The 13,853-nt window shown below is 73.9% G+C and carries 13 protein-coding genes; 1 reads left to right on the forward strand and 12 read right to left on the reverse strand.

Annotated features, from left to right (window positions below):
* Positions 1 to 13 precede the first annotated feature (13 nt).
* The 6 genes from KIN34_RS12890 to KIN34_RS12915 form a co-directional block, all read right to left on the reverse strand.
* A complete protein-coding gene (locus tag KIN34_RS12890) occupies positions 14 to 1,324 on the reverse strand; it encodes a dihydroorotase (protein ID WP_214351214.1) in 1,311 nt (436 codons plus the stop codon).
* Positions 1,321 to 2,304, reverse strand: a complete 984-nt coding sequence (locus tag KIN34_RS12895; RefSeq protein ID WP_214351216.1) for an aspartate carbamoyltransferase catalytic subunit — start codon at positions 2,302 to 2,304, stop codon at positions 1,321 to 1,323. The genes KIN34_RS12890 and KIN34_RS12895 overlap by 4 nt, the downstream gene beginning before the upstream one ends.
* Positions 2,301 to 2,909: a bifunctional pyr operon transcriptional regulator/uracil phosphoribosyltransferase PyrR gene (pyrR, locus tag KIN34_RS12900; RefSeq protein WP_214351218.1), complete on the reverse strand. Its 609-nt coding sequence runs from the start codon at positions 2,907 to 2,909 to the stop codon at positions 2,301 to 2,303. The genes KIN34_RS12895 and pyrR overlap by 4 nt, the downstream gene beginning before the upstream one ends.
* A 170-nt stretch (positions 2,910 to 3,079) precedes the next feature.
* A complete protein-coding gene (locus KIN34_RS12905; RefSeq protein WP_307858228.1) occupies positions 3,080 to 3,919 on the reverse strand; it encodes a putative protein N(5)-glutamine methyltransferase in 840 nt (279 codons plus the stop codon).
* A 28-nt stretch (positions 3,920 to 3,947) separates the two neighbouring features.
* Positions 3,948 to 5,702 carry a S8 family serine peptidase gene (locus tag KIN34_RS12910; RefSeq protein ID WP_214351220.1) on the reverse strand — a complete coding sequence of 585 codons (1,755 nt, stop codon included), beginning with the start codon at positions 5,700 to 5,702 and terminating at the stop codon, positions 3,948 to 3,950.
* Between the two features lie 188 nt (positions 5,703 to 5,890).
* Complete coding sequence (locus KIN34_RS12915) at positions 5,891 to 7,384, reverse strand: S8 family serine peptidase (protein ID WP_214351222.1); 1,494 nt, start codon at positions 7,382 to 7,384, stop codon at positions 5,891 to 5,893.
* A gap of 206 nt (positions 7,385 to 7,590) precedes the next feature.
* On the opposite strand from KIN34_RS12915, the gene KIN34_RS12920 reads away from it, so the two are divergent.
* On the forward strand, positions 7,591 to 9,846 hold the full coding sequence (locus KIN34_RS12920; protein WP_307858229.1) for a putative bifunctional diguanylate cyclase/phosphodiesterase: 2,256 nt from the start codon (positions 7,591 to 7,593) through the stop codon (positions 9,844 to 9,846).
* Between the two features lie 19 nt (positions 9,847 to 9,865).
* On the opposite strand, the gene KIN34_RS12925 is transcribed toward KIN34_RS12920, so the two are convergent.
* The 6 genes from KIN34_RS12925 to KIN34_RS12950 all read right to left on the reverse strand — a co-directional run bounded on the left by KIN34_RS12925 (position 9,866) and on the right by KIN34_RS12950 (position 13,812).
* A complete protein-coding gene (locus KIN34_RS12925; protein WP_214351227.1) occupies positions 9,866 to 10,348 on the reverse strand; it encodes a hypothetical protein in 483 nt (160 codons plus the stop codon).
* A gap of 167 nt (positions 10,349 to 10,515) precedes the next feature.
* The gene (gene nusB / locus KIN34_RS12930) at positions 10,516 to 10,932 is read right to left on the reverse strand and encodes a transcription antitermination factor NusB (RefSeq protein WP_214351229.1); all 417 of its coding nucleotides are present in this window, start codon (positions 10,930 to 10,932) and stop codon (positions 10,516 to 10,518) included.
* 1 nt (position 10,933) lies between these two features.
* Positions 10,934 to 11,497, reverse strand: a complete 564-nt coding sequence (gene efp / locus KIN34_RS12935; protein ID WP_214351231.1) for an elongation factor P — start codon at positions 11,495 to 11,497, stop codon at positions 10,934 to 10,936.
* Positions 11,498 to 11,693: 196 nt separating this feature from the next.
* Positions 11,694 to 12,302 (reverse strand): hypothetical protein, encoded by a 609-nt coding sequence (locus KIN34_RS12940; RefSeq protein WP_214351233.1) that lies wholly within the window; start codon positions 12,300 to 12,302, stop codon positions 11,694 to 11,696.
* Positions 12,303 to 12,413: 111 nt separating this feature from the next.
* On the reverse strand, positions 12,414 to 13,052 hold the full coding sequence (locus tag KIN34_RS12945; protein ID WP_214351235.1) for a hypothetical protein: 639 nt from the start codon (positions 13,050 to 13,052) through the stop codon (positions 12,414 to 12,416).
* Positions 13,053 to 13,380: 328 nt separating this feature from the next.
* Positions 13,381 to 13,812, reverse strand: coding sequence for a type II 3-dehydroquinate dehydratase (locus KIN34_RS12950; RefSeq protein WP_214351237.1), 432 nt, complete (start codon positions 13,810 to 13,812; stop codon positions 13,381 to 13,383).
* Positions 13,813 to 13,853 lie beyond the last annotated feature (41 nt).

Genomic DNA, 13,853 nt, shown 5'->3' on the forward strand with positions numbered 1-13,853 from the left:
CCCTGTCGGGCGGTCACCGGGTGACCACCACGTCCTCGTCGCACGACTGACCGCCGAGCACGGTCGCGCGTCCCCGCAGGAACGTCGCCACCACGCAGCCGGACAGCTCGCGGCCCCGGAACGGCGAGTTGACCGACTTGGTCGCCTGCTCCTCCGGGGTGATCACGCGGCGCACGTCGGGGTCGACGAGCGTGAGGTTGGCAGGCTCGCCCACGGCGATCGGCCGCCCGTGCTCCTCGACCCGGCCGATCCGCGCGGGCGCGGTCGACAGCACGCGGGCCACGTCGGCCCAGGTCATCCGGCCGGTGTCGACCATGGTCTCCTGCACCACGGACAGCGCGGTCTCCAGGCCCGTCATGCCGAAGGCGGCCGCGGCCCACTCGCAGTCCTTATCCTCGCGCGGGTGCGGCGCGTGGTCGGTCGCGACGATGTCGATCGTGCCGTCGGCCAGGCCCGCGCGCACCGCCTCGACGTCGCGCTGCGTGCGCAGCGGCGGGTTGACCTTGAACCGGGGGTCGTAGCCGCGCGCGAGCTCGTCGGTGAGGATCAGGTGGTGCGGCGTCACCTCGGCCGTGACGTCGATCCCCCGCGACTTGGCCCAGCGCACGATCTCCACCGAGCCGGCGGTCGACAGGTGGCAGACGTGGAGGCGGGAGCCGACGTGCTCGGCGAGCAGCACGTCACGCGCGATGATCGCCTCCTCGGCGACCGCGGGCCAGCCCGCCAGACCCAGCTCCGCCGAGACGACGCCCTCGTGCATCTGGGCGCCCTCCGTCAGCCGCGGCTCCTGCGCGTGCTGCGCGATCACCCCGTCGAACGCCTTGACGTACTCGAGCGCACGGCGCATGACGACCGGGTCGTGGACGCACTTGCCGTCGTCGGAGAACACCCGGACGCGCGCCGCGGACTCCGCCATCGCGCCGAGCTCGGCGAGCCGGTCGCCCTCGAGGCCGACCGTCACCGCGCCGACCGGGTAGACGTCCGCCCAGCCGGCCTGCTTGCCGAGCCGCCAGACCTGCTCGACCACGCCGGCCGTGTCCTGCGTCGGCGTCGTGTTGGCCATCGCGTGCACCGCGGTGAAGCCGCCCATGGCCGCGGCCCGCGTGCCGGACGCGATGGTCTCGGCGTCCTCGCGGCCCGGCTCGCGCAGGTGGGTGTGCAGGTCGACGAGGCCAGGCAGCAGCACCAGCCCGCGGCCGTCGACCACGATCGCGTCGTCGGCCTCGAGGTCCTCGCCGATCGCGGCGATCACGCCGCCCGACAGCAGGACGTCCGTGGGCTCCTCGCCCAGGGGCGAGACCTCACGCAGCAGGTAGGTGGTCACCGGTCGCTCCTCGTCGTCGTCTCCCCTGCCATCAGCAGGTACAGCACGGCCATCCGCACGGCGACGCCGTTGGCGACCTGCTCCACGATCACCGCGCGGTCGCTGTCCGCCGCGTCGGCGGAGATCTCCAGGCCGCGGTTCATCGGGCCGGGGTGCAGCACGATCGCGTGCTCCGGCAGCGCCGCGATGCGCGCGGCGTCCAGCCCGTAGCCGCGCGAGTACTCGAGCGGGCTCGGGAAGAACCCGCCGCCCGCGCTCGACATCCGCTCCCGCTGCACGCGCAGCATCATGATCGCGTCGGGCCGGCCGTCGCCGATCACGTCGTCCAGCCGGTAGCTCACGTCCGCGGGCCAGGCCTCGACCCCGACCGGCACGAGCGTCGGCGGGGCGACGAGCGTCACCCGTGCGCCCAGGGTGTGCAGGAGGTCCACGTTGGACCGCGCCACGCGGCTGTGCAGCACGTCGCCGACGATCGCGACGTGCAGGCCCGCGAGGTCCCGGCCCGTCGCGTCGGCGCGCCCGCGGTCGCCGACCAGGTGCCGGCGCAGCGTGAACGCGTCCAGCAGCGCCTGCGTCGGGTGCTGGTGCGTGCCGTCGCCGGCGTTGACGACGGCGCCGCTGGTCCAGCCCGCGGTCGCGAGCGTGTGCGGCGCGCCGCTGGCCTGGTGCCGGATGACGACCGCGTCGGCGCCCATCGCCTGCAGCGTGAGCGCCGTGTCCTTGAGCGACTCGCCCTTGGAGACGCTGGACCCCTTGGCCGAGAAGTTGATGACGTCGGCGGACAGCCGCTTGGCGGCCGTCTCGAAGCTGATGCGCGTGCGCGTGGAGTCCTCGAAGAACAGGTTGACGACCGTGCGGCCGCGCAGGGTCGGGAGCTTCTTGATCTCCCGCTCCTGCGTGGCGGCCATCTGCGCGGCCGTGTCGAGGATCCGGACGGCCTCCTCGTGCGTCAGGTCCGCGGCGGACAGCAGGTGCTTCACGCGTCCCCCTCCCCGGCGCCGGCCACCGGCGCCTCGATGAGGACCGCGTCGCGGCCGTCGCCCTCCGCCAGCAGCACGCGCACCCGCTCGGTCTGCGACGTCGGCAGGTTCTTGCCCACGTAGTCGGCGCGGATCGGCAGCTCGCGGTGGCCGCGGTCGACCAGCGCCGCGAGCTGGACCGCCCGGGGCCGGCCGAGGTCGGAGATCGCGTCCAGCGCGGCGCGGATGGTCCGGCCGGAGAACAGCACGTCGTCGACGAGCACGACGACCTTGCCGTCGACCGTGCCGGGCACGTCGGTGGTCCCGATCGCGCGCGTGGGGTGGTGGTGCAGGTCGTCGCGGTACATCGTGATGTCGAGGCTGCCGACCAGGGCTCGCGGGTCGAGGCCGCCCTCGACCTCGGCGATCCTCGCGGCGAGCCGGTGCGCCAGCGGGACGCCGCGGGTCGGGATGCCCAGCAGCACCAGGTCCTGGCCGCCCTTGTTGCGCTCGAGGATCTCGTGCGCGATGCGCGTCAGTGCGCGGGCGATCTCTGCCTCGCCGAGCACGACCCGGGCGCCGGAGGCCTCTCCTGACGCGGGCGTGCGGGAACTCGGTGAACTCATCCGGTGTCTCCTTCCCCGCCTCACAGGACGGGAGTTAAAGGAAGCTCTGCGGTCGGCCCACCCTACCCCCGGCACCGCGGGCCGCACGGCCGACGACCGGCCCTCGGGACCGGTTCGCGGCGCGACGTCGGTCACACCGGCTAGTCGCACTCGTTGGTCGCACTCGTCGGTCACGCCGGTCCGAGCGCGTCGCGGTGAGCCACCACCGCGGTCCCGTCCACCTCGTCGTCGTGGTCGGTGCGGCAGACCATGCCCGCGCGCGTCAGGATCTCGACCGTGCGCGGCGCCTGGCGCACGCTCGTCTCGAGCACCAGCGACCCGCCGGGCGCCAGCCACGGTCCGATCTCCGCGGCGATCCGCCGGTGCAGGTCGAGCCCGTCGGGTCCGCCGTCGAGCGCGACGAGCGCCTCGTGGTCCCGGGCCTCGGGCGGCATCGTCGCGATCGCGTCGGACGGCACGTACGGCGCGTTGGCCACGACGAGGTCGACCCTGCCCGCCAGACCGCGCGGGAGCGCGCCGAAGAGGTCGCCCTCGTGCACCCGGTCCGCGGGCAGGTTGCGGCGGGCGCACGCCACCGCGTCCGGGTCCACGTCCGCCGCGTGCACCTCGAGGTCCGGGCGCCGCGCGAGCAGGACCGCCCCGACCGCGCCCGTCCCGCAGCACAGGTCGAGGACGACGGTCGCGTCCCCGTCCCGGCCGCGCGGCGTGCTCGCGAGCAGCGCGTCGGCCGCGTCGACGAGCACGAGCGAGCGGCGACGCGGCACGAACACGCGCGGCGCGACCGCGACGCGGACGCCGCCGAGCTCCGCCCACCCGACGACCAGCTCGAGCGGCTCGCCCGCGCAGCGGCGCGCCACCAGGGCCTCGAGCCCGGCGGTGCCGAGCCCGGTGTCCGTGGCGTGCGCCAGCAGCAGCGCCGCCTCCTCCTCCGCGAAGACGCAGCCCGCGGCGCGCAGACGGGCGGTGACCCGGCGCTCGAGCGCCGGGTCACCGCCCGTCGGAGGTGTCACGCGGGGTGGACGTCGGTCGGGACCGAGGTCACCGGGCCTTCACGCCGGCGGAGTACGTGGCCTTGGCCCAGTACGAGCCGGTGCTGACCGGGGTCACGCGGACCTTGAGCCACTTGCCCCGGTCCGCGGCCGTGACCTTGTAGGACTGCGACGTCGCACCCTTGATCGCCACGCCGTTGCGGTACCACTGGAACTTCTTCTTGGTGACCTTGCCGACGAAGCCCTTGGCGACGGTGCCCTTGACGACCTTGCCCGCCGCCGGCGTGCCGACGACCTTGGCCTGGCCCAGCGGGACGAGCGCCTTCGAGATGTCGAGGTAGCCGCGCCCGCACAGGCTCGTGGAGCAGTTGTACGACGAGCCCGAGTACCGCGGGAACGGGGAGACGATCTTCTGCACGGCCTGCTCGAGCGCCGCACCCTTGACGCCGAGCGACGCGATGAGCGCCGCCGCGCCGGCGACGGCGGGCGCCGCCTGGCTGGTCCCGGCCATGCCGCCCCAGGTCGCCTTACCGGGCGACGTGGTCCCCGCGTTGATCGTCGACCAGACGTAGCCCGACAGCGACGTGCCCGAGCCCGAGCCGCCGGGGGCCGACAGGTCGACCGCGGAGCCCTTGTTCGAGTAGGAGGAGCGCTTGCCGTTGCGGTCGATCGCGCCGACGTTGATGACGCCGGCGCAGTTGCCGGGCGCGGAGAGCGTGGCGGTCTTGTTGTAGTTGCCCGCGGCGGTGATGACGACGGCGCCGCGCTTGCGGGCGTTCGTGATCGCGGTCTGCAGCGACCGCGGGCAGGTCACATCGGCCTGCGTCTGGATGGAGAGGTTGATGACCTTGGCGGGCGTCGCGTTCCTCGACGTCCCGGACACGGCGCCGCCCGAGGCCCAGGTGATCCCCGCGGCGATGTCGCCGAACGTGCCGCCACCCTTGCCGAGCACGCGGACGGGCTGGATCTTGGCGTTGGGCGCGACTCCCGCCATGCCCGTGGTCCCGCGCGCCGCGGCGACGATCCCGGCGACGTGGGTGCCGTGCCAGGTGCTGCCGCCCTGGTAGCCGGCGAGGTCCCCGTTGTCGAGCGGGTTCGCGTCCCGGCCGTTGCCGTCGCGGGCCGACGCCGCGGACGAGATCATGTCGTAGCCCGCCACGACGTTCGGGTTCAGGTCGAAGTGCTTCGTGATGCCGGTGTCGACCACGGCGACCACGACGCCGCCGCCCTGCGTGCGGGGCCACATGTTGAGCGCGTGCGCGGACCAGCCGCCCTTGGGGATCGCGACGTTGCTCACCGAGCCGTTGCGGTAGTCCCAGACGTTCCACTGGTACTTCTTGAAGTACTGATCCTTCGGCGTGACCGGGCCCGACTGCGCCGTGGTCGCGATGTAGTTCGGCTCCGCCCACTCGACCGCCGGGTTCGCGGCCACCGCCGCGGCCGCCTTGGCCGCCGTCGCCACGGAGACCGGCTCCGCGAAGTCGACGGCCGCGGTGTCCGCGGCGTCGACCGGCGTCGTCGTCGTCCCGATCGCGACGCCCGAGGCCACGCCGGCCGCGGCCGAGAGACCCTTCGCCGACGCCGTCGGCGAGTAGCCGTCGCGCATCTTGTAGATGACGCCGGCGGCGAGCTGCTGCGTCGCGGGCTCGCTGGTCGGCTGCGGCACCGGCTGGATGCCGACCGCGTCGTCGTCCGCGGCCTGCGCGGGTGCCACCAGCGCGGAGGTGATCAGCCCCATCGCCAGGCCGGTGCACAGCGTCAGCGCTGCGCCCCGGCGCACGGTCCGTCCGGTCGGTGTCGTCACGTCGTCCCCTTGCGTCGTCGTCTGTCGTCGTGAAAGTCGGCCGCAGCAACCGTCGCGCGGCGCTAGGAAGATAACGGACACGTCCGACGAACGACGACTCCAGGACGCCCGTTCACCCGGACGCGGGCCCGCCGGGACGCCTGGTCGGCGTCGCGACGGGCCCGCGTCGCGGGACGGCGCGCGGTGGTTCAGGCCTTCCCGAGGTCCAGGACGCCCTCGCCGCACAGCGCCTTGGTGCAGTTGTTCCCCGGGTAGAACGAGTACGTCGGGAACCCGCGGACGGACGCGAGCAGCTTCTTCTCGAGCGCGACGCCCTTGAGGCCCGTGGACGCCAGCAGGGCAGCCGCCCCGGCGACGCCCGGCGTCGCCTGGCTGGTCCCCATCATGAGGCCGTACCCCGCCGCCTTCGGCGTCTTGAGCCCGGTGTTCACCGTCGACTTCACCAGCAGGTACGGCCCGTAGTACGGGTCCTCGCCGCCGGGCGTCGCGATGTCCACGACGGCACCGAAGTTGGAGTACGACGCGCGCTGGCCGTACTGGTCGAGCGACGCGACCGTGATGACGCCGTTGCAGCTCGCGGGGACGTAGTTCCCCGCGTTCTCGTTGTCGTTGCCCGCGGCCACGACGACCACGGAGCCGCGCGCGCGGGCGCCGTTGATCGCCTTCTGCAGGTTGGGGAACTCGCTGCACCTCCCCGCGCCACCGAGCGAGAGATTGATGACGGCCGCCTTCGTCTTGTTCTTCGGCACCCCGGAGACCGTCCCACCGGACGCCCAGGTGATGCCCGCCGCGATGTCCGCGAGGGACCCGCCGCCGGCGCCGAGGACACGCACGTGCTGGATGCGGACACCGGGCGCGTTGCCGACGACCGTCTTGCCGTCCGCCAGCGCGCCGACGATGCCGGCGACGTGGGTGCCGTGCCAGGAGCTCGGCACCAGGTCGCCCGAGAGGTCGTAGCCCCAGTCCCCCTGGTCCTGCGGGTTGACGTCGCGGCCGTTGCCGTCCCGCGCCACCGCCTTCGACGAGATCATGTCGTAGCCCGCGACGGTGTGGGCGTCGAGCTGCGGGTGGTTGGTGCGGCCCGTGTCCAGCACGGCGACGACCGTCGAGGCCTTGCCCTTGGTCTTCTTCCAGAACACCGGCGCGTGCGTGCTGTAGCCACCCACGGGCAGGGCGACCGAGCCCGATCCCGTCGGCGAGGGCCGGCTGTTCTTGAAGTCCCAGATGTTGAACTGGCGCCCGGCGCGGAAGTCGGGGTCGGTCGGGTTGACCGGCGGGTTCGACTCGATGGTCAGCAGCAGGTTCGGTGCCGCCCACGCGACGCCCGGCAGCGCGGCGACGGCGTCGGCAGCCTCCTGAGCGCGCGCGGCGCTCACCGGCTGCTCGAACTCGACGACGCCCGCCTGGGTGGCGTCCTGGGGCCGCACGGACGCCACGTCCACCCCGACGACGTCACGCGCCGCGGCGAGGCCCACCGACGCCGCGGAGACCTTCGCGGAGCCCTCGAGCTCGAAGAGCACACCGGCCGCGCGCTGCGGCGCCGGAGCGGTGCGCGGGATCTTGGCCGACGGCGTGCTCGGCGTCGCGGCACCAGCCGCGGGCACCAGCGCCGCACCGATCAGCGCGGCGACCATGCCCGCGCCCACGACGGCGCCGACCGCGCGCCGATTCCTTGTCCTCATGGACGTCCCCCTCGTTCGACCTCGTCACCGGCCTGCCCGGCGCGTAGGCGGCCCGCCGGAGCGGACACCCGAGCCTAGAATCCGACATCTCGGACAATCCAGGTCTTCTGCGGGTGACTTCCGACGGGCAGGCGTCGCACATCATCACTCGAATGCCGCGTCAGGTCCCTCACCCCGTCGGTCGATGAGACCGTGTGCTCGGGACCGTGCCCACGTGGGTCTGCGCCGTCCAGCTGCTGGCAGCCGGACTGGTCGCGGGCCTGCTCGTGCTGCAGTGGCTGTGGTGGCGCACGGACCAGCGGCCCCGCGGCGCGGTGTGGGCCCTGTTCTGGTCGGCCGACATCGGCGCCATGCTGCTGGTCGGCGGGATCGCCGGCTTCCTCGAGCCGGGTCTCGCCCAGCAGGTGCTCGGGTTCGCGCACGCGCAGCTGGTCGGCGGGTTCCTGCTGCTCGCGCTGCCGGCCACCCGCTGCTTCGGCCACGGACCGCGCGTGCGGTGGTGGCTGGTGGGCGCCGCGACCCCGCTCGTCGTCGGCGCGGCCGCCTGGTTCGCCCTGCAGCTGCGGCTCGGCGAGACGCGCACCGACCTCGTCGTCGGCTCGTCCCTCCTGCTGTCGACGCTCGTCGTCGTGCTGTACGTCGTGGTCACCGTCGGCCGGCGGTCCGTGACGCTGTGGGGCGTGCTCCTGGTGCTCGCCGCCGCCGAGTCGGTGTGCATGCTCGTCGTGAGCGGCTTCATGCCGGACCGGGACATCAGCGCGCTGCTCGCGGCGCTGTGGGCGGTGCCGATCGCGTTCGGGCTCGCCGCGCTCGCGCTCGTCCGGATCCGCCAGGAGCAGGAGCGCGCGCGACGCCAGCACCGCATGCGGGACGCGATCGCGCGGCTGGGCAACGCGGCGTGGTTCTCCCGGGACGCCGACGCGCTCCTGCTCAAGGCCCGCGACGAGGCCCGCACCGTGCTCGACGACCAGACCCTCGAGGCGTCGCTGCGACCGATCGCGCACGGACGGTTCGTCTGCGAGCTGTACAGCACCGCCACCCACGACGCCCAGGCCCGGACGCTGCTCGTCGACCTCGCCCAGATCGTGTCGAGCGCCGCCGAGCGGTACGCCCTCACCCAGCGCCTCGAGCGCACCGCGTTCACGGACGCCCTCACCGGGCTGCCCAACCGGCGCGCGGTCGAGCGGCACCTGCACGACGAGCTCGAGCGGGCCAACGTCGAGCGCACGCGCGTCTCCCTGGTCTACTGCGACCTCGACGGCTTCAAGCGGTTCAACGACGTGCACGGGCACGCGGGCGGCGACGACGTGCTGTGCCGGGTCGCCGCCTACCTGCGGACGGTCGCCCCGGGCGAGGAGACGTTCGTCGGCCGACTGGGCGGCGACGAGTTCGTCGTCGTGGTCTCCCGCTCGCCGCTGGAGCCCGAGCTCGTCTCGCTCGCCCGGGCGGTGCGCGACGGGTTCGTCGACCGCAGCGTCGGCAGCCGGCCCGCCCGGCTCTCGGTGGGCATCGCGACCTGGCAGCCCGGTGACGTCGTGGACGTCGAGGCCCTGGTCCGGCACGCCGACACGGCGATGCTCGAGGCCAAGCGGTCCCGCACCGGGTTCCGGGTGTTCGACCGCGCGCTGCGGCGGGCGGTCGAGGCCGACCGGATCCAGCGCTCCGCCCTCGAGGCCGCGGTCGCCGACGGCCTCTTCATGGCCCACTACCAGCCGGTCGTGGACGCCCGGACGCTCGAGGTCCTGCAGGTCGAGGCCCTCGCGCGGTGGGACCACCACGGCCAGCTGATCCTGCCCGTGGAGTGGCTCGACCTCGCCGAGGAGACCGGCCTGATCGCCCCGATCAGCCTGTCGGTCCTGAACCAGGCCCGGCGCGCCCTCGACCGGTTCCAGATGCCGGTCGCCGTCAACGTCGCCGCGCGCCAGCTCGCCGAGCCGGACGCGCTCGAGCAGATCGAGACCGCCTGGGGCAGCAGCTACTGGGAGCACCTGACCCTCGAGATCACCGAGAGCGCGCTGGTCCAGACGTCGTCGGCCATCCCCGTGCTGTCCGAGCTGCGCGCCCGTGGCGCCCGGATCGCCGTGGACGACTTCGGCACGGGGTACTCCTCGCTCGCCCGCCTGGCGCGGCTGCCCGTGGACGTGCTCAAGATCGACCGCTCGTTCGTCCGCGAGGTCGGCACCGAGCGGGGGGCGTCGGTGATCCGCGCGATCGTGGAGCTCGCGTCGGCGCACGGGCTCGACGTCGTGGCGGAGGGCGTGGAGCGCGCGAACGACCTCGCCGCGCTCGTCGACCTGGGCGTCCGACGGGTCCAGGGCAACCTCCTGGGCCGCGCGATGCCCACCATCCCGGTGCGAGGTCCGCGCCCCGGCTCCCAGTGGGAGGACACGCGGCCGCTGCGCGTCGTGCCCAGTCCCCGGTCGGAGAACGACGAGCCCCACCGCCTCCCCCAGCACGCCTGAGCAGGCGTGGCGGCGGTCCTCAGCCGGCGACCCGCACCACCGCGTCCGCGGCGACGCCGCCGTCGCGCATCACGAGGAGTCGCGCCTGCCCGGGGGACGCGTCGTCCGGCACCACCGCGCTCACCGTGAAGCTCCCGCCGTCCTCGATCCGCCCTTCCGCCACCGTGGCGTCGGGACGCCCGGACTGCCGCCACACGAAGGCGATCTCCCGCGGGCCGGTCACCTGCCCGTTGCGCGAGCAGAACGCGCTCCCGGTGTCGTCGCACTGGGCGAAGCCGTACCCGACCAGGGCGACCGCCTCGCCGCGATCGACCTCCTCCAGCGCGCTGACCCCGGGGTCGTCGGGTGTCGCCTCCTGCGCAGAGCGGACCTCGAGCGTCTGCCCCACGCAGGCCGAGGCGACCGACACGCAGCCCGTCGCCACGGTGAGCCCGCCGATCACCGCTGCGAGGGCGACCGCCGCGGCCGCCCCGGCCCACCACCGCCCGTGTCCTCGCGCCATGCCGTCTCCCCCTCGCGCTTCGCCTGCGCCAGGTCTACCGGACCGGCGGCCGGTCCGGGCGTCGACGAGGTCTCGGTCGGGTCACGTTCGGCCTGGTCAGGTCACGGTTCGACGACGACGGCCTGCGTCCACCGCACGGTGGACGCAGGCCGTCGGGGCGGGCCGGGTCAGGCGAGCAGCATCGGCTTGAGCTCGACGACGCGGCCCAGCAGGCCGTTGACGAACCCGGGCGACTCGTCGGTGGACAGCGCCTTCGCGAGATCCACGGCCTCCGAGACGGCCACCGCGTCGGGCACGTCGTCGTTGAACAGGATCTCCCAGGTGCCGAGCCGCAGGATCGCGCGGTCGACCGCGGGCATCCGGTCGATGGTCCAGCCGTGCGAGTGCGACGCGAGGATCTCGTCGATCCGCGCACGCTGCGCCACCACGCCCTCGACGAGGTCGACGGCGTACTGCGGGAGCGCCGCCTCGGTGCCGGGCTCGGCGATGCGCTGCGCGAGCAGCGTCACCGGCTCCAGGCCGCGCTGGTCGGCCTCGAACAGGACGTCGAGCGCCCGCTTGCGGGCCTTGGAGCGAGCACCCACGTCAGTCGTTCACGCGGCCCAGGTAGGAGCCGTCGCGCGTGTCGACCTTGACCTTGGTGTCCGCCTCGAGGAACAGCGGGACCTGGATCTCGTAGCCCGTCTCGAGCGTCGCGGGCTTGGTTCCGGCGCTCGAGCGGTCGCCCTGCAGACCCGGCTCGGTGTAGGTGACCATCAGCACCACCGACGGGGGCAGCTCGACGTACAGCGGGACACCGTCGTTGGTCGCGACGAGCGCGTTCTGCGACTCGAGCATGAAGTTCGCCGCGTCGCCGACCGTGGCGGCGGGGACGTTGATCTGGTCGTACGTGTCCGTGTCCATGAACACGAAGTCGTCGCCGTCCTTGTACAGGTACTGCATCTCGCGCTTGTCGACGTTCGCCGTCTCCACCTTGATGCCGGCGTTGAACGTCTTGTCGACGACCTTGCCGCTCAGCACGTTCTTGAGCTTGGTGCGCACGAACGCGCCGCCCTTGCCCGGCTTGACGTGCTGGAACTCGATGACGGTCCACAGCTGGCCGTCGATGCGCAGCACGGTGCCGTTCTTCAGGTCGTTGGTGGTCGCCACGATTCGTCGCTTCCTGTCGAGGATGGGGTTCCGGGGCGGGCCGGACGACACCCGCCAGGAACCGCTCGCGACGACGACACGTCGACAGCTCCCGGCTCGCGTGCGTCAGTCCGGCCGCAGGCCGTCGACCATCCTAGCGCGCGAGCCTCGCTGGGCCTCGCGGGCCTCGTCGCGTCTCCCCGAGCCGCGCGGCGGCTCAGGTGATCAGCAGGCGCCCGACCACGCCGATCGCGACGGCCCACACGAGCGACGCGAGCGTCCCGATCACGAACCGCTCCGAGACGCCCGGGTTCTCGCGCAGCTCCGGGTAGCGACCCAGCCCCTTGACCGCGACCACGATCGCGACGCCCTCCACCTGCCCGAGCAGCACGCACCCCGTGACCGCGAGCCGTTCGAGGATCCCGATCCAGGTCCCGCCGCGCAGCACGGCCTTCGCGCGCGGGCCGTCGGGCCCGTCCGACGAGCCGGCGACGCTGAGCACCGGCGGGGCGGGGTCCGCGGACTGCGGGTCGCCGGCGCCCGCGGGCGCTGCGGGCGCTGTCGGCACGGCCGTCGTGGCCGTCGGGCCCGCAGCGCCGGCCGCGACCGACGGCTTCCCCGCCGACGTCGGCGCCGGAGACGCAGCGCCGGCGGCGCTCGGGCTGGTCGCGCTCGGGTCGAGCGCGGGAGGGGCGGCGGTGCTCGTCGTCCCGGCGTCGCCGGACCGGGAGGCCAGACGCAGGACCCCGGCGACCACGAGCCAGCCGAGGCCCGCCGAGACCGCCAGCGCCAGCACCACCACGAGCACGTCCAGGACGTCGTCCACCCGGTCACCTCCCGCCGCGGCGGCACACCCGCCGCACGCGACCCAAGCACATCCGCCGGGCGCGCGCACGTGTCCGCGCGGGACCGGCGCCGCGCTCGTCGGACCTCCGGCTCAGCCCGCCGCGAGCCCCAGGAGCCACGCCGCCGCACGGCGGGCGGCGAGCTCCTCCTGCCAGAGCGCCGTGCGCAGTCGTTGGCTGATCGCCTGCTGCGAGACCCCCATCTGCGCCGCGACGTCCTCCTGGCGCGCGTCGGGCCCGGCCTGCTCGATCGCGTCGATCGCCGCCCAGCCGGCCGCCGACCGTCGCGCCGCCGTCGCTGCCGCGAGGGTGAGCACCGCCTCGGCGTCGAGGCCGGCGTCGTGGTGCGCGCCGCGCACGGCCAGCGGCACGACGCGCTGCCGGCTCTTGGCGGCCTCGACGGCGTCCCGCGCGAGCACGAAGCCCGGCCCCGACGCGGCCCGCGAGCTCTCCGGCAGCGGCTCGTCGACCGGCCCGCACCCGATCCCCACGCTCCAGCCGCCCCACCGCAGCACCGTCAGCGCGACGTCCACGACGAGCCCGGCGTCGTCGAGGACGCCCTGCACCTCGTCCCCCACGGTCCGCTCGAACCCCAGCACCACCCCGTCGCGCGACGATCCAGAGGAGCTGGCGATGATTCCTGGCCATTCACTCTGGGTGACGCGCAGGAGCTCCGGGACGCGGTCGGTGTCGCGGCGGCTGCCCCGCTGGTCGATGGTCAGGATGAACATGGGACCAGTGTCCAACCTTGTTCGGTCGAGGACAAGCCCTAGAACTTGTGGACACAGCATGCGCGCCTGGGAGCGGGTGACGCCCTCGTCGTGCGCCTGCCGCACGGTGAGCACCCCGGCGACCGCCGCCCGGGGAACCCACCCGTCCTCCACCACACCCGCGCCGCATGCCTGGCTGCCGCTGGCCGGCCGTCCCGGCCCTGCACAAGGACGCTCCTCGTCTCCGAGGATCTGGCGACGAATCGTGACCGGACTCTCTGGCTGGATGGGGCGGCTGCGACGCTGGGGTCAGGTCAGGTCAGGTCAGGTCAGGTCAGGTCAGGTCAGGTCAGGTCAGGGAGGAGAGAGCCAGTCGGTAGCTGGTCAGGCCGAAGCCGGCGACGGTGCCCGTCGCCACGGGACCGACCACCGAGTGGTGCCGGAACGTCTCGCGCGCGTACGGGTTGGTCAGGTGCACCTCGACCAGGCGCAGCCCGGCACCGGTCACCTGCGCCGCCGCGTCCCGCAGCGCGTAGGAGTAGTGCGTGAACGCCGCGGGGTTGAGCACCACGTCGCAGCGGGTGTCGACGGCCTCGTGCAGCCAGCCGACGAGCTCGCCCTCGTGGTCGGTCTGGCGGACGTCGACCTCGAGGCCCAGCTCGGCCGCCCAGCCCTGCACGGCCGCGGCGAGGTCCGCGAACGTCTCGGAGCCGTAGACCTCCGGCTCACGCGTGCCGAGCCGGGACAGGTTGGGGCCGTTGAGCACCAGCGCACGCGTCATGGGCGTCAGCGTAGGGGACGACGCGGCCGCGGCCCCGGCAC

This window comes from Cellulomonas fulva (assembly GCF_018531375.1).
Taxonomy (GTDB): Bacteria; Actinomycetota; Actinomycetes; order Actinomycetales; family Cellulomonadaceae; genus Cellulomonas; species Cellulomonas fulva.